We start from the raw sequence: 15,656 nt of genomic DNA on the forward strand, positions 1-15,656 counted from the left end.
CCAGCCCTCGGAAGAGCTTGATCCATGTTTTGGTTTATTCGAAGCACGGCTCTATGAGCAGCCCCTGTCCAGCTTCTTCACCTTGAAGAAGGACGATACCCACTCGGGTCCGGAAGGGAGCGGTACGATCGTTGCCAAATAAGGTGGACCGGAGCCTCCCCTCACGATCGATAAACATCGTTCCGTGCCCTCCATGAGGAACCGCCACCCTCCTCGGGGTGTAAGGTCCGTACAGCTCGTCGGCAACGGCATACATCAAGTCGTAGGTGCCGTCCACCCGTTTATCGCCGTTCCATTCCGCCGCACCTAGAATATATTTGCCCTGATACTTTACGATAAATGCGCCCTCATAGCCGACACGCTGTCCGTCCGAGCATAACAGCTTACGGGGCTCTTCCGCAAAGCCCGTCATATCTTTCTTCATCCTGGCAATTTTGCCGTCCTGCCATACAAAATATACTTGACCGTCATCGTCCAGGAACAGACTGGAGTCAATATCCGTATTCGTCATTCGCCCCATATCGATATAGGGTCCTTCTGCTTGTCCGGACACGCTTTTAATAAGCCCTGTGCCCCCGCCTTTAAGCGAATAGGTGATCCAGAAGGTGCCGTACAAATAAATCATCTCCGGAGCCCAAAGGCATGGATGCTTATAAATGTTGTTCTCCCAAGTGCCATTCTCGGCGAGGTCCCATACTTTAGCCAGATGAGTCCATTCCTTAAGATCCTGGGATTTCCATAGATAGAGCTGATTATTCCTGTCCCAAAAATTTCGGTGCGGCTTATCCGAGGTCCCCGTCAAATAATACGTCCCATCCGGTCCTACGCTAATATGCGGGTCCCGAATCAGAAAGTCTCCAACAGGTTTAAGGCTTCCCACAGGTCCCTTCTCAAGCACCGCTTCCTCAACAGGTCTAATGAATCCCGTGCCAGCAATGGTCATGGGTATAACAGCAGGAAATTGCTCTACAGGGGAGTAGCTCCCGCAGCCGGAGAACGAGACATACAGCCGTTGGTCCCAGCCGGTAAATAGTGAGACCTGTCCGCCATGCGGCAGAGCCAAATACCGTCGGCTGTAAGGACCGTAGATCGATCGGCTGACTGCCACAAAGGTATCTACACTATCGCTGTCCATTCGCTTAAGCGCGTCGGCGCAAAATAGATAATAATAACCGTCCAGCTTGGCTAGAAAAGCGCCGTGCGTTCCTACCTGAAGGTTCCCTGAATAGGACGGATGATCCTCACGTCCCACTGCCTTCCAAGGCTGCACCTCTACTGTCCGGGGCGTTTCCTCCAGACCTGTCATCTCCGCATTCATTCGTGCTATCTTGCCGTTTCCATATACCCAATACACCGCCTCGTCATCATCCTCAAATAAAGAGGCGTCTTGTCCGTCTGCCGTCATCTTTCCCATATCACGGTAAGGGCCGTAGGCTGAAGCCGACAGGCTCTGCAGTAAGCCTGTTCCGCCCTGCTCCAGCCCGTATGTGATCCAGAATGCTCCACGCATAGAATGGATTTCCGGCGCGCAAATCCCATGGGAGCCTTCACCCTCTATTTGCCACGTTCCATCCTGCTCCAGGCTCCATACGACCGCTGGCCCCGTCCATGTCGTTAGATCGGGAGAAGACCATACCTGCACGCTCTTTCCGTCCGTCGTTCCGGTTAAATAGTACATGTCATCCGGCCCAGCACAAATGCTGGCATCCTTCAACGGGATGTCCATTATGCTCTTGACGAGTGCGGCCGATTCGGAAAATCCCGTGCAAGCAGACCATTCTGTTTCCGGATGAGGCGGCTGTATCAGAAAATTATCACTCATGTTGCGGCTCCTTTCCCTGTCTCGGCTTCATAATGTTCTAATGTTCTAATCGGAGGCAGTCATTGCTCTAATATCCTCTAGCTGTAACGGGACGGAATAGATCCGCACATTCTTAATGCCTCCGTCAAAGGCAGCTTCGGATCCTTGATCGCCTAAGGCATCCGTCCCAAATCTTCCCCCGTAGCCCCCTGCACTATCATGGGCTCTAACTAGGGCAAACGATGCGCTGCCTTCCCCTGCGAGGCCGCCATTTATATATAGGCACAGCTTTCCTTCATCATAAGTCAATGCGACATGATTCCATTGCGTCAAATTTAGCTGCAACGGCTCACTGGAAATAAGGAGCCGGTTCCCGTTCGAGCACACCGCTGCCTCCAATCGGCCATCCCGGATACGAAGAGCTAACCCGTTCATAGCATCGCCTTCATCGATTAATACCTGGGTGCCCAAATCAGACTGCGGCCGAACTTCCAGCGTTATGGATCTCATGGAGAAGGCATCATGAAAAAAGCCCTCCGCTCCTTCAACGGCAACTCTGACAGGAGAATATGTACGTGTGCGGTACTGTGCCAGCAAAGCATACCTGTCCAACAAACGGAAAAGTTCCTTCTCATTGACGGGAAACATCGTGCCGTGTCTTGCGCGGTAAGGGAACCGAGTCTTCTCCTCCTCCAATTCCTTGGACCAATGAACCATATCGGCAGACTCCATAACGCCAAATTTTCCATAAGCCCAATAATCGTAGTACAGCAGCCACTTTTTCTCGTTCTCGATCCATAGAAATTCCGGGCCTTCTGTATAGTCCGGCGTTTGAACGCCAGGAATTCTTTCATACGGACCTTCCAGTTGATCGGACACCGCCAAGAAGTTCATAGGCGGATGCGGATATTTTAACGGCTCGTAAACATGACTTTCATCCTTGACAGCCATGTAATATTTTCCCTCATGCGAAGCAAGACTCGCATCGATGGTTTGAAAACCCGGATCATAGAATAGTTCGACCTTGGTAAAAGTCTTCCAGTCTTTCGTTCGCACGCAATAGTGCTTGCTATTGCTTAAATCTTTCCCTGTGCTGGAAGCCCAATATACCAAAAAATGCTCTTGAACGGGATCATAGGTAAACTCAGGCGCCCAGCTGTTGACTGTATTCGGGATATCCTTCATGACAGGAAGCGCTTGTTCTTCTGTCCAATGAATTAAATCATCCGAGGACGCGTATCCGATCAGCGGCCCTCGAGGGCGCATTGTAAAGACCAGATGCCATTTCCCATCCGGCCCTTTACCGATAAAAGGGTCCCTTAATATGCCTTCTCCTAAACCTGTTTCCCAGACCGGCTCGTTCCCGTTCAGTTCGTACCACCGAAGGCCATCCCGGCTGTAGGCATAATGCAATTTTTCAGCCAAGTGGCTTTGTCCGGGACCTGAACGGAAGTAGCCCATAAGATAGGCATTCTTATGATTCTGACGCCCGATGCTTGATTCTGTCACTTGTATCTTCCCCTATCTTCGTTGTGAATTATGTTCATTGTATCTTGATGGCTCTGACTACTGAATAGAGAAATCGGTGCTACAGGTGAGGAAAAAGGACACCCAAGCGCCTATATTATTCCATCTGCTCAAAAGATATCCAGCGCTCCTATCTAATGAGCGACATGTCCTATTACGCCATGTCCTATTACGGCAAATCATGATAAGATAATAGGAACAAGGAACCACTTCATTAAGGGAGCTTTGATGAACATGATGAACAAACCCGGCAAGCATGGCCCCATCTATCACCTGCCTCCGTTAGGAGATCCTCCTCCTCTTAGCGTGCAGTTTCTAGGCATCAATTACTGCGATACGGATTACCGCAACATACGAAAGCTCGCCCAAATTACCGTTGTGGGCTTCGTTCTATCCGGTCAAGGCAGTGTTAAGGTCAATTCGCATTCCTATCTCGCCCGTCAAGGAGACGTGTTCATCCTTCCGGCAGGCTGCTATCATGAAGTTGCCTCCGACCCTAACCACCATGAGCAATGGTCCTATATATGGCTAAACATCAGCGGCAACTGGGTGTTGAAGATGCTTGAAGCTTACCAGCTGCTTCCCCATGTCGTCATACCGCATAGCGGGACCGGAGTTTTTTTTGAAGAAGCCATTGAAAGCGCTAAACTTAAATCGGTCGAGGAAATGCAAAGCGAGCAGCAGGTCATCCTTATGCGGATAATTGTCACTCTCTCCGAAGCATTGCGCAAAAGAGGGGAAGCGCTATCATCCACGGTGCAGGCTATAAAGCAATTTTTGGATAACAGCATTCTTCAGCCTTTTGACTCGAACCAGCTCGCTTCGCATATGGGCATTTCCACCCGGCAAATGAATCGGTTGTTCAATAGAGAAGTCGGAACGACCATCTATAACTATGTCATTACCAAAAAAATTGAATCCGCCAAGCTGATGCTGCTTGACACCCAACTCTCCATAAGCGACATTGGCTACAGGCTCGGCTATGTAGACCCGCATTATTTTTCGAACTTGTTCCAAAGTAAAACCGGCGTAAGACCTAGTGCTTTTCGCAAGCTGTTTAGTAAAATTCAATAGAAGTCTAGCTGACATGAGTACGACAAGCTAGGAACAGAACAGAGCTATCTTTTGGCTTCGGCTATTTTTTTATTAGCATCATCCTCTGCCCGTCTTAGGATCGAATTGACGTCCACACTCCCCTTCAGGTACTCGTTCATGGATTTATTGATGACGTCTTTAATAATTTCCTCATACTCCGTCGGCTGCGGATTTTGCCCGATTTTCATCTTCAGCAGGGCTTGTACGTTCTTCCCTTGAAGAGACGACAGGTCCGCTCCGTATTCCTTCGTCACCTCCGGATCGTTAATGACCGGGATAAGACCTCTTCTGGCCATTCGTGCCTGGTTTTCCTTCTCCGCCAAAAATTTCATCACCTGGAATGCCTCTTCCTTATGCTTGCTATTGGTAGATAATAAGAGGCCGGACACATCGGTTTCTTTAACCAATGGCGCTTCCTTGCGGCTCGGGAAGGTCACGATGTCCCAATTCGGCGCGGTGCCTGCCTTGTGCAGCTCCTCGAGCTGTGTTAACCGGTTATAGGCGACCATCATAGCCAGGTTTTTATTTTTTTCAAAGTCGTTAAATATTCCTTTCGTCTGGTTGCCGGGAATAACCTTAATGGACTTATACATTTCGAAATACGATTTCCAGCTGTCGGTCGTAAGAACCGCTTTACCTGAGCCCGGATCCCATAGCGGAAGCATCATCGATGCCGAAATGCGCGGGGCGGCTATCAGATCGAGACCGTAATACGGCTGGCCTCCATCGGTTCTGCTTAATTGGCGCGCGAGGCTGATCACTTCATCCCATGTGATCCCATCCTTCGGATAAGGGACCCCGAAGCGGTCAAAAATATCCTTGTTATAGTACAAGGCTGCAGGATTACTGTACAAAGGCAGCATATACAACTCCCCCTTTGCCCCATAGCTCTTCAGCGTTTGAATGATATTCGGGTCAAACCGCGACAAATCGACGTTGTTGTTCTTCACCAGCGAGGTTAAATCCTCGGCGAGTCCGAGCGTCGTATATTTATAAATATCAAAATTAGCCTGAAGCATCAGATCGGGAAATGTCCCGGCTGTAAGCATATCCTCAAAGGATTGATTGGCCGGTTTACGAACCAGCTCCATCGTGATGTGCGGAAATTTGGCTTTAACCGGCTCCGCAATCAGTTTGTTGAAATCCTCATCCGTCACCGTGAGCAGATATTGAAGAACCGTCAGCTTAATCGGCTCCTTCTTCTCCTCCTCTTTGGCCCCCTGCTGTGAGGGATTGGAACCGGAACAAGCAGTAGTCATCGCTACCATACCGATCAATGCAAGGCTCAGTGCTTTATTCCTATTTCTCATTCTGAAACCCCTTTCTTCTATTTATTCCAATCATACATTGCGGTCTATTGAGTTTGAATACAATTGTGAGTATGAAAAGTGAGTATTTCGGACAACCGATCTGATAACGCTGCAAAATAAAAATCGGATCAAGCTCGTGTCAGAGAAATTTCACACGAGATTGATCCGATTATGCTTCTAATTAGCTTTAAGTTGTTTCATCCTCCTGTTTCAAGTCAACCAAATAAAGATTCCCCTTCTTTTGTGCATTGTGAGAGTCGGAGGTAAAGAGAATATGGCGATCATCGTGACTGAAAATCGGATGCGGATGCACATCCTGTGTCATGAAACTGCTGTTGTGCTGACAAACTTGAGTGATGGACAACCGTCCTTCCTCCCAGTTGGGCTGACACAGGTGGATGCTTTTATTATCAATGACTCCGTCGGTCACCAGAAGATCTCCATGGGAAGAGCTTGTGAAGTGTCCGTATGAGTCCATCTCCGGAGAAAACGACAGCTCCGTCGCTATGCCGCTTTCCAAATCTATCCGCCCGACAAAGCTGATGATGTCATTTTTCTTCCTTCCCTCATCCTTCATGGCTGGATCGTTAGGTATTCCTTGAGTGCCATGATACAAAACGGCATTTCCTTGGTCTATCCACATTTCATGACAAATCCATAATTCGGATGCGGCATCCGTTTGATCACGAACCTTACTGACCATGCCCGAACGGTTATCAAACAGCCACATCCGTTGTTCAACCATACCTCCTTCATGGTTAAACAAGATCCGATCTGGATTCATCGGGTGGAATTGCACATGAGTGATCCACCCGACGTGCGAGCAGCGAATTTCCGATGATCCCGTGTGCGTATCAATCACCAGCAGCCTGGATTCTATAAGCTTCCTGTACACCTTGTCCCGGATCAGAGTAAACGGATTGCCTTCCCCGACTTCAAATGCGCTCGCGTCAATATAAGGGATGCAGACCCATCGGCCATCCGCGGATATATGGGTAAACCCGGTCATGACATGCATTGGCAGCGAATAGATGACTTCGTCTGAAAGTGTGTTAAGATCCATCAAATGAACCCTGTTATGCTGAATGTATAGCAGCTTGTGGCTGCCCGGGTTATAGCTTGGACTCGCTTTGGCTAACCCGCGGTTTAATTGACCATCATAATAGACGTAGCTTTTCATATAGCCGTCCCTGTTGTCGGTCAACTGCACAGCTATACCGTCCTCGAGCGACATCTTGAACAAATTCGGATGTCCCCCCGACTGATCGCTGATGAACAGCACTTCTTGATTATCCGCTGTGAAGCTGCTGCTCGTAAAATAGAGATGATGGTGATTCCCAGGCAAGGAGGTAAGCTGTGTCACGGTCTTCCCCGTTGCTTCGTCTCTGCGCTGAACGAATTCGTGCCGGAAAGTAGAACCTTTCATTATAGCACCTCTGATTCAATTAATTTCTTCTATATCCCATCGATTTCGCAATATTGGCGAATAACTGGAATCGTCTTCTCAGCTTCGCTGTACTCATATTACTTGCGTAAAGCATAGCTCAGCTGCCGAAAATCATCTTCCTTTATATTGCAGAAATTCACGTATATTGTTATTCTTTTTTGTGAAGGGGATGGTTTGAATTGGATCCGGATTTGTATAACGACACGGGGCAATTCCTTTTTAGCTACTTGAATGAGAAAGATGCACAACTGAAGCCGCTCCAGCACTATCATAACTCGTTTGAGTTTGATTTTTTCATTAAGGCGGACCTGCACATTTTTTTAAAGGACAATACCTATGCGATTCGTGACGGGAATTTTTTCTTTATTAACGAGTATGAAATCCATCGGCTGTTTTATAGCCCCAATCGTCCCTATGAGAGGTATGTCATCAATTTTAGCAAAGATTTCGTTAAACGATTGCTGTCAGAAGCCGAATTGGTTTCAGTCTTGAAGTGGATCGTGCATGAGGGGCCGCGAAAGGTTGAAACCGATTTAGCGCAAAGAGAAAGCTTATTATCGCTTTTTTCTAAAATCAGGTATGCCTATTCCCGTTATACGGCCGATCAAGACGCTATTTCACTGTCCGAAATAAGACTGAACCTGCTACTACTGCTTATCGAATATCACCGGATAGCCTCCAAACAGCCCGCCGCTCCATCCTCTAACCCTCATATTCAAGCTCTCATCCGATACATCGACGACAATTACATGAATCCCATTACATTAGAGCAATTGGAGGATACTTTCGGTCTAAGCAAATATTATATTTGCCACTTGTTTAAAGAAACGTCCCGATTTACCCTATTCGAATATTTGCTGAACCGCCGTGTGATTGAGGCTAAGAAGCTGTTAGAGAATACCGATCAGGATATCATACAAATCGCTTTAAGCTGCGGATTTCAGAATCTGCAGCACTTTTACCGAATCTTTAAGCGGTCTGCCAAAGTGACTCCGCTTCAATATAGAAAAATACGATCAGCAAGGAACTACGAGCAGGGTCAATAAAACTATTTAGGGCTGGCCTACTTCATTAAAAGAGGCTGCCGATTTGCTATCGGCGGCCTCCTCGTTTCAACATGTTTAAATTTGCGTAAAGAATCCAACGGGATAATGTTCATCTTCTTCCGGACAATCTTTTCTCTGCTAACGAAATCACCTAGGTAACAGGTGCCGGATTGAATAAAGCCAAATCATTGTGCAGCCCCCAATGGTCCGCCCATGTTTTCTTCCTTCCGCTAGCGATATCCAGAATGAGACGGAACAGCTCCCAGCCCACCTCTTCAATGGTTGCTTCTCCTGTTGCAATGGTTCCCGCATTCAGATCGATCAGATCATGCCACTGCTCCGCCAAAGCATTTCTCGTAGAGACTTTGATGACAGGAGCTGCAGCTAAGCCATAGGGTGTGCCACGGCCGGTTGTAAACACCTGCACATTGATACCGGAAGCCAACTGCAATGTACCGCATACGAAATCACTTGCAGGCGTTGCCGCGAACAGCAGTCCTTTATCGACAGCTCTTTCGCCTGGTGACAGTACGCCAACAATCGGACTCGAGCCCGATTTCACGATGGATCCAAGTGACTTCTCGACGATGTTGACTAGCCCGCCTTTTTTATTGCCGGGTGTAGGATTCGCGCTGCGATCGACCCTGCCGTTCTGCAGGTAATCGTCATACCATTGCATTTCACGGATCAAAGCCCGACCAACCGCCTCATTGACGGCTCGCTGCGTCAACAAATGAATAGCATCCCTGACTTCCGTCACCTCAGAGAACATTACCGTAGCACCTGCGCGCACTAATAAATCTGCCGCGTAACCGACGGCCGGATTCGCGGTAATCCCTGAGAAGGCATCGCTTCCGCCGCATTGCAGGCCTACAACCAGCGCCGATGCGGGACAGGTGACACGCTTTCTTCGATTTAATCTATCGAGCCGTTCCTCCGCCATCGTCATAATCATGTTTACCATAGGAATAAAACCGTGATTCTCCTGCAAGGTAATGATTCTGCCGGAATCTTTGTCAGGCACCAAGCGATCGGGCAGCAGCTTTTCGCATCCGAGCCCTACTACCAGCAGCTCTCCGCCAAAGTTCGGGTTCAATGCGATATTTTGGATCGTACGAATGGGAATGATAGCGTCCGGCGCATCGATCGCCACCCCGCAGCCGTAAGTGTGAGTAAGGGCTATAACATCCTCGACATTAGGATATCGCGGCAGCAGCTCTTCTTTAATCTTCTTTACTGCATAATGAAGCACGCCGGCCACGCATTGCACACTGGTTGTTATTCCCAAAATATTTTTCGTTCCAACGGTACCATCCTTATTCAAATATCCCTCGAATGTATACCCTTCCAAAGGTGGAAGCGCTTCCGGCACGGCGCTTGCTATCGGTAAATCCTCCAATCCCGGAGGCTTAGGCAATCTCACCATCGTTTCGTCGATCCAGCTGCCCCTTTTAATCGACCTCATCGCATATCCGATGACCTCACCGTAACGAATGATGCTTCCATCTTGACCGATATCTGTAAGAGCCACCTTATGTCCTTGCGGAACCTGTTGAAGAAGCTTAAGGCCGCATGGGAACACGGTTCCCTCCGGCAAACCTCGTGTGTTGACAACAATGGCAATATTGTCCTTTGGATTCACTTTGATATACAGCGGCTCCTCAGCTTCCGAACGTTGTCCAGCCATGATAACGATCCCCTCTCCGCATAGCACTTGTTCTAGAATTAATCTCATAGTAATCTGTTATTAGCAATTAGTAAAAGTGATATAAATTAGTTTACTCTTAAAAATATTAAGAGCTGCGAGGCGTTGAACATGGACTTGAAACAGCTGGAGTATATGATCCAAATTGCGGAGGAAAACAATATTACCAAGGCTGCGGAAAAGCTGTACATGACACAATCCGCTTTAAATCAACAGCTCCTGAAGCTAGAGAAAGAATTGGGGGCACAGCTGTTCGTTCGTTCCAGAAGCAATTGGCATCTGACGCAAGTTGGAAAGATCTATATAGAGAACGCAAAAAAAATCCTATACATCAAAAAAGAAACCTACAGACAAATCCATGATTTGCTGGACCTTCAAGAAGGCAAACTATCGATCGGCTTGACCCCGGAACGAGGTACCGACATGTTTGCTACTATATATCCGATTTTTTATAAAAAATATCCCAAGGTTATAATCGAGCCCCTGGAAATGCCCGTAAAAAAGCAGCAATATGAAATATCCCAAGGAAATCTGGATATAGGCTTTGTCACGCTCCAGGATTTTCAAAAAACGAAGGATACTTATATTCCTATATGTTCGGAGGAAATCATTCTGGGTGTTCCCAGCTCCCACCCGCTCGCCTGTCGCGGAGGCAAGTTAGGTGAACGACTTCCCGTGACTAATCTGAAGCCTTTCGAACATGATTCATTTGCCGTCATGCAGCAAGGTTCCACGCTTAGGGAAATCTACGACCAGCTCCTTTCCGAAGATAACATCGCACCTCCCATTTTATTGGAAACCAGGAGCTGCAAAACTTTTTATGAAATGATCGCCGAGGGGATATGCTGTTCCATTATTCCTATTAGTTATGCCAAGCCTGGACCGAATGTCTCCTACTTCTCCCTTCAACAGAATCCGGTTTGGGACATCGCCGCCAGCTACAAAAAAGACAGTTATTTAAGTCAAGCAGCTAAAGATTTGATCGCGATGTGTACCGATTATTGGCTGCAAAAAATGAATAAGCTGAAGGGAAATGAAAAAAGCCGGTTATGATGGATAGCCGGCCTCATTTATGGAATTCTCTTCGCACCACTCTCTCAGAAACTGGAGGTTCTTATTAAAGTAGTGATCATCTTGCCACGCTCCCCAAACTTTCGAGTTGCCCGTATGTAGTCCCATTAACCAGATCTCTCTGATTGCAACAAAAGTAGGAACTGCTTCAAGCTCACACTGAGAAAGCTTTTTATTTTTCTGGTAAAACTCTAGGAAAAGATCCCATAATTCATTCTTAAACTTATCTTTTTCTCGTCCTCGGACTTTTGCCCATAGGAAAACGGATATATCATAGGCTCTCCAGCCAGGCCCGGCACAATCGAAATCAAAATGCATCAAGCTGCCATCATGGAAATGCACATTCCCTCCATGAAGGTCCCCATGACATACTCCCCAGCTTAGATCAGAAGAAAGTCCATGGATACGGTTCTTTAGCAGCAAAGACAATGATTCCAGATATTCTATATCCTCCGGTCTATGTGTTAATAAAGGTTTAATCGATTGAAGAGGCTTTGTCAGCAAATGATCCAGATCTAATTCAAATCTTTGGTGACCGCTGTGGAATTCATCCATAACCACATGCATCTTGGCAACTTCTTCACCATATAATGAACAACTTTCTTTACTATTCGAATATCCACCCTCAGCATAGGTAAATAACACCGCGTAGCGCGGCCCTTCCGGGGCTTTCAATTCTGTATGGTAACCGCCATCCTTCTTTTCGACAGGAAAAGAAACCGGGATTCCATTTGCTAGTAAGTGATTTAACAACTCAATCTCAAATTCAATGTCACTTATAGATCGCCAGTTTACTTTGTATATTCGAAGTATGTATTTATTGTCATTTGTGATTACTATATAAGTATCATTAAGCCCATTACTGATAAAACGGCATTCTAGGATATCTCCAATATTATAAATATCATGAATGAATGGCACTAAAGCATCTGAAGATACGACAGAATGACTAATTGCCAGTTTAACCATACTCATCCCCCTACCCTTTTTATGTGTATCCGAAAGTTCAGGGATTAATTTCCAGAACTTATAGTAATAGTATCACTACTTTACGTTTGATAGTAGGGAAAGAAATATTATACTTATCATTTGTTAAAAATGTTTGGAATCAAAACGGCAAGATAAATAAGCAGCAGCCTCTCCCCTTCGGGAAAGGCCGCTTGTTCAAAGTCATCATTTAGAAGCGAGGCAAATTCGACAAGTTGTTGGATGGATCGCCGTCAGGGTAGGATCTCAGCGTTTTCTGGCCTTCCCGGTTTTTCCCGGTGTTGACGTCCTCAATCAAATCGGCTTCAGCCATTGCGATCGCTTGCGCGATATCAGCCACAGAACCATCCTGGAACTTCACAGCGCTGATGCCGCCGTCGCTGTAGCGAACGGCCGCGATAATCTTTTTGTTCGGGTCAATGGTATGCGGCCCTTTGCCGTACTGGGTACCGTCGCGCATAAACGTCCCATATTGGATGGGCTGACCGTTCGGGCCATAGCCTGTATAGCCTCCCTGAAACCCGACATTGCGGGCATCCGCATTATTAATTCCGGTATTTCTTTGGCCGTACTCCGCCTGCGGGTTTCCGGATGAGCCAGGCACGGGCATTGGGCTGCCCGCAAAGGTTTGAGTACCAACATTGCTGGATTGCGACATATACGAACTACTACCGTTGGTTTGCCCATTTGGGTTGAAGCTTGCATATTGCGGGATAGGCTGGTCATTCCAGGCAAAATTGCCATTGTGGGTCGGCTCAACGGCATTTTCGTAATCGCGGTCAGCACCGTACTGCGTGCCGGAAGGCCAGCTGGATGTACCTGATGTCGTTCCGTTCCAGGCAGTAGTTCCGCCTGTCATGCCTGTTTCCATTACGTTTCCTGTGGACATAGCGTTGTCCATTGGATAAGATGAACCTCTTCGACGTCTTGGCATAATAGATCATCCCTCCTCTTTAAGGTATACCCATAGCATGTCTCCTTTTTTACAAGCTATACCCCAATGTCCTTACCTTTCCCAATTTGTTAACCAATTGAAAAAAGCCCTGACAGAATGTCAGAGCTCCCCGCTTTAATCCTATCCCTTGGATGGAAAATAGATGTCAATTGGGGAATTATCATTCTCTAATGCATGAATATCCGTCCAATATTCGATATCGATCGGTCTTTCTTGGTCTCTAGAACCTTGTGCAGACTTTCCATGATTGAAAATCCAACGAGCTTGATCTCTTCTCTGTCCAATACTTCGTCTTGATAGGTTTGCATATTCACATTCCTCCCGGTTGGTTGGTAAATATACCCATACCCAGAATAGCGAATATACGTTCTCTTGTAAAGCTATATTTGGCATAAAAGAAAAAGAGCCGCGTCCTAGCCAATGATCCGGCCCTACCCTATTGAATTGTTATCCCTTCTTGGTCGCTGTCGTACCGAACTCAAGTATTTTTACATCAACCTTAACGCTGATCACCGAACGGCTGAAGGTGTCATCCCAATTTTCCTTGACCTTATTCCAAAGCTTAGGATTTTGAATTTGAAGCTTCTTGCCAAAATCCGCCACATCAGCTTTAAATGTTTTTTGTGTTTTGCTAAGCGCCTTTTGAACCAATTTTTCAACGGATTCCTTGGCTGCAAGCTCCGCCCTAGAGATGAATTCCTTATCAAAAGCATTACCGGGATAAACCCAATCCTCTCGGAGACGACCTTCTATATTCAGCTCGACAGCAAAATCAATCCTGTCGCCAAGAGATTGCGGCGAAATGGTTCTATTTAATTTATGGACCTCAAAGATGATGGCGTTCCCGCTTTTCGGGTCTATTCCTTTAACAACACCCTGTCTTTTATGATCTGGATAAAGGAAGTTTAGCCCTGTTGTTTCTTCCTCGGTTAACCAGCCAACCATTTTTCCTGTTTTTCCTTTAATTACGGCGGCACCTGCCAATTTGGCCTCTCTTTCCGTTGTCGATACTTTCTGAATGACAAAGCTATTTTTTCCAGTCAGCTTTTCCGACAGATCCCCTAGCTTTAAGGATGGCGGCATACTTAAAGACTTATGGTAATCTTCCGTCATGCCCTTTAATTTGAGCGCGGGGTTGGTCGCAATCCCTTCCTTTTCTAATACTTGGACGGTCGGTCCTTGAGCTATCAACACGGGCATTGACCTTCTTGTCTCACTATTTCGCAATAAGAAATTAACGATATTTCTCAAATCAATGGATTTGGCCACTTCCTCGTTGATAACTATTATTCTTAAATGCTCGTAGCTCGGTATACGAGACAAACGCGTCGATATCTCGTTGACGTTTTCAAAAACTTGTTCCCCAGTACTGGTCAGGTTTACATATGATTTTTTCGACTTCACGCCTCCCTTGGAAGAGAATTGTTCGGGAATGGCAAAATGATGAGTCATGGAAATCCTCCGCCCCTCCCTATCGGTGGAGTCCGTTTTTTTATCAGCCATATCAAATCCGATACCGAGAGTGATCCCTACTTCTTCGATTTCTACCCGGTCCCAGCATCCAATTAACGTCACCAGGCTAAGGAAAGTGAAGGTAATCCGTATTACACTAGAACCTCTCAAGTGCCTAGCCTCCTCATCTTGGCAATGATCCACAGGTAGAGGGGAATGACAATCATCGTAAATATCGAGTAATACGCTACGACGTCACCCAATCGGAATACGGCATCCAAATCCTTCGGATACATGGCGATCATATAAATAAAAGGAAGCAGCAAGTAAGCAAAGGGCCGATAGTTCTTTTGGAAAAGCTCACCTAGACCCAGACTGGCCACATAGTGATAAGGGACAAACGCCGTATACATACTTATGACCCAGAGCACGGAGAAGAAGGATTCGAACCGTTCAAAAAATCCACCGGGCAAGTCAATATCTTTGGCAACGGACATGGTCGGCCAGGTTACGGTTTTCACTTCTTCAACAGTTAAAGTTCCGATAGAAACAATAACTACCATTGTATATAAAAAAATCACGATACTGATGCCTGTTAGAGCCGATTTCACAGCCTTTTCGGGCTTCTTCACATTGGCAGCCAGGATCAGCATGATCTGATAACCGCTAAACGAAAGGGCAGAAGGAACGATGCCTTTGATTATAGGGGATCCTCCCTCTCCAAAAATAGGCCGGATATTATCCGGTTCAAATTCCCGAAAGCTAAGAGCAATTAATGAAAGCAGAATGACAATGATAAGAGGAAAGAAAAATTCAATAAAACGCGCGATAGGCTGGATTCCTCCCACTGTCAAATAAACGGCGATGGTTGAGAAAGCGATCATCGTTACCTCCATCGGGGTTTCTTCCAACAGATACATACGAATAACCTCCCCTAATACCCGCAGTAAATATCCCGATGAAAGAGTAAAATAGGCAATGACGATAAGGGTGTGAAGGACTCCCAGGTATTTCCCTACTATGGTCTTACCGTACTGGAAAATAGTTTGCTTCGGGAATAGTAAGCTTAGTTTCATAACCAAATATCCTGCAAGCAGCGTTAGTAAACCGCTCAAGATGACTGAGATCCAGCCGTCCGGAGAATCTGTGCTTTTCGCTATTTCACGAGGTAAGATAAGAATCCCCGTCCCAATCATACATTTTGCTACAATCGAGGCTATCTGAGTCGATGTAATCTCCTCTAAACGATTCGTAACCATA

At 46.6% G+C, this 15,656-nt stretch carries 13 protein-coding genes; 3 read left to right on the top strand and 10 right to left on the bottom strand.

What is annotated here, in order from left to right; genetic code table 11:
* Positions 1–34: 34 nt before the first annotated feature.
* Both GGC63_RS11035 and GGC63_RS11040 read right to left on the bottom strand, forming a co-directional pair.
* Positions 35–1,822: a family 43 glycosylhydrolase gene (locus GGC63_RS11035; protein WP_192702374.1), complete on the bottom strand. Its 1,788-nt coding sequence runs from the start codon at positions 1,820–1,822 to the stop codon at positions 35–37.
* A 45-nt stretch (positions 1,823–1,867) separates the two neighbouring features.
* The gene (locus GGC63_RS11040; protein ID WP_192702375.1) at positions 1,868–3,310 is read right to left on the bottom strand and encodes a LamG-like jellyroll fold domain-containing protein; all 1,443 of its coding nucleotides are present in this window, start codon (positions 3,308–3,310) and stop codon (positions 1,868–1,870) included.
* A gap of 252 nt (positions 3,311–3,562) precedes the next feature.
* Here GGC63_RS11040 and GGC63_RS11045 point away from each other — a divergent pair, with 252 nt between their 5' ends.
* Complete coding sequence (locus GGC63_RS11045; protein WP_192702376.1) at positions 3,563–4,402, top strand: helix-turn-helix domain-containing protein; 840 nt, start codon at positions 3,563–3,565, stop codon at positions 4,400–4,402.
* A 44-nt stretch (positions 4,403–4,446) separates the two neighbouring features.
* On the opposite strand, the gene GGC63_RS11050 is transcribed toward GGC63_RS11045, so the two are convergent.
* Positions 4,447–5,733 carry an ABC transporter substrate-binding protein gene (locus tag GGC63_RS11050; protein WP_192702377.1) on the bottom strand — a complete coding sequence of 429 codons (1,287 nt, stop codon included), beginning with the start codon at positions 5,731–5,733 and terminating at the stop codon, positions 4,447–4,449.
* Between the two features lie 187 nt (positions 5,734–5,920).
* Positions 5,921–7,159, bottom strand: a complete 1,239-nt coding sequence (locus tag GGC63_RS11055) for an oligogalacturonate lyase family protein (RefSeq protein WP_192702378.1) — start codon at positions 7,157–7,159, stop codon at positions 5,921–5,923.
* A gap of 200 nt (positions 7,160–7,359) precedes the next feature.
* Between GGC63_RS11055 and GGC63_RS11060 the strand changes: the two genes are divergently transcribed.
* Positions 7,360–8,226: a helix-turn-helix transcriptional regulator gene (locus tag GGC63_RS11060; protein WP_192702379.1), complete on the top strand. Its 867-nt coding sequence runs from the start codon at positions 7,360–7,362 to the stop codon at positions 8,224–8,226.
* Positions 8,227–8,377: 151 nt separating this feature from the next.
* Here the strand turns inward: GGC63_RS11060 and garD are convergent, their stop codons facing one another.
* Positions 8,378–9,913, bottom strand: coding sequence for a galactarate dehydratase (gene garD / locus GGC63_RS11065; protein ID WP_192702380.1), 1,536 nt, complete (start codon positions 9,911–9,913; stop codon positions 8,378–8,380).
* Between the two features lie 129 nt (positions 9,914–10,042).
* Between garD and GGC63_RS11070 the strand changes: the two genes are divergently transcribed.
* Positions 10,043–10,984 carry a LysR family transcriptional regulator gene (locus GGC63_RS11070; protein ID WP_192702381.1) on the top strand — a complete coding sequence of 314 codons (942 nt, stop codon included), beginning with the start codon at positions 10,043–10,045 and terminating at the stop codon, positions 10,982–10,984.
* On the opposite strand, the gene GGC63_RS11075 is transcribed toward GGC63_RS11070, so the two are convergent.
* The 5 genes from GGC63_RS11075 to GGC63_RS11095 form a co-directional block, all read right to left on the bottom strand.
* Positions 10,979–11,971, bottom strand: a complete 993-nt coding sequence (locus GGC63_RS11075; protein WP_192702382.1) for a phosphotransferase enzyme family protein — start codon at positions 11,969–11,971, stop codon at positions 10,979–10,981. The two genes, GGC63_RS11070 and GGC63_RS11075, sit on opposite strands and share 6 nt — an antisense overlap.
* 208 nt (positions 11,972–12,179) lie before the next feature.
* Positions 12,180–12,923 carry a DUF3892 domain-containing protein gene (locus tag GGC63_RS34435; protein ID WP_225948124.1) on the bottom strand — a complete coding sequence of 248 codons (744 nt, stop codon included), beginning with the start codon at positions 12,921–12,923 and terminating at the stop codon, positions 12,180–12,182.
* A gap of 188 nt (positions 12,924–13,111) precedes the next feature.
* Positions 13,112–13,252, bottom strand: a complete 141-nt coding sequence (locus GGC63_RS11085; protein ID WP_192702383.1) for a hypothetical protein — start codon at positions 13,250–13,252, stop codon at positions 13,112–13,114.
* A 139-nt stretch (positions 13,253–13,391) separates the two neighbouring features.
* Positions 13,392–14,567 (bottom strand): Ger(x)C family spore germination protein, encoded by a 1,176-nt coding sequence (locus GGC63_RS11090; protein WP_192702384.1) that lies wholly within the window; start codon positions 14,565–14,567, stop codon positions 13,392–13,394.
* Positions 14,564–15,655: a GerAB/ArcD/ProY family transporter gene (locus tag GGC63_RS11095; RefSeq protein WP_192702385.1), complete on the bottom strand. Its 1,092-nt coding sequence runs from the start codon at positions 15,653–15,655 to the stop codon at positions 14,564–14,566. Before GGC63_RS11095 ends, GGC63_RS11090 begins: the two co-directional genes overlap by 4 nt.
* Position 15,656: the final 1 nt, after the last annotated feature.

The sequence above is a fragment of the Paenibacillus sp. OAS669 genome (assembly GCF_014873645.1).
Lineage (GTDB): Bacteria > Bacillota > Bacilli > Paenibacillales > NBRC-103111 > Paenibacillus_S > Paenibacillus_S vulneris.

What these genes read in the sequence shown, in the direction of transcription:
- GGC63_RS11035 (WP_192702374.1), bottom strand. Translation starts at nt 1,822, where the DNA reads ATGAGTGATAATTTTCTGATACAGCCGCCTCATCCGGAAACAGAATGG.
- GGC63_RS11050 (WP_192702377.1), bottom strand. Translation starts at nt 5,733, where the DNA reads ATGAGAAATAGGAATAAAGCACTGAGCCTTGCATTGATCGGTATGGTA.
- garD (WP_192702380.1), bottom strand. Translation starts at nt 9,913, where the DNA reads ATGGCTGGACAACGTTCGGAAGCTGAGGAGCCGCTGTATATCAAAGTG.
- GGC63_RS11055 (WP_192702378.1), bottom strand. Translation starts at nt 7,159, where the DNA reads ATGAAAGGTTCTACTTTCCGGCACGAATTCGTTCAGCGCAGAGACGAA.
- GGC63_RS11070 (WP_192702381.1), top strand. Translation starts at nt 10,043, where the DNA reads ATGGACTTGAAACAGCTGGAGTATATGATCCAAATTGCGGAGGAAAAC.
- GGC63_RS11045 (WP_192702376.1), top strand. Translation starts at nt 3,563, where the DNA reads ATGATGAACAAACCCGGCAAGCATGGCCCCATCTATCACCTGCCTCCG.
- GGC63_RS11075 (WP_192702382.1), bottom strand. Translation starts at nt 11,971, where the DNA reads ATGGTTAAACTGGCAATTAGTCATTCTGTCGTATCTTCAGATGCTTTA.
- GGC63_RS11085 (WP_192702383.1), bottom strand. Translation starts at nt 13,252, where the DNA reads ATGCAAACCTATCAAGACGAAGTATTGGACAGAGAAGAGATCAAGCTC.
- GGC63_RS11095 (WP_192702385.1), bottom strand. Translation starts at nt 15,655, where the DNA reads ATGGTTACGAATCGTTTAGAGGAGATTACATCGACTCAGATAGCCTCG.
- GGC63_RS34435 (WP_225948124.1), bottom strand. Translation starts at nt 12,923, where the DNA reads ATGCCAAGACGTCGAAGAGGTTCATCTTATCCAATGGACAACGCTATG.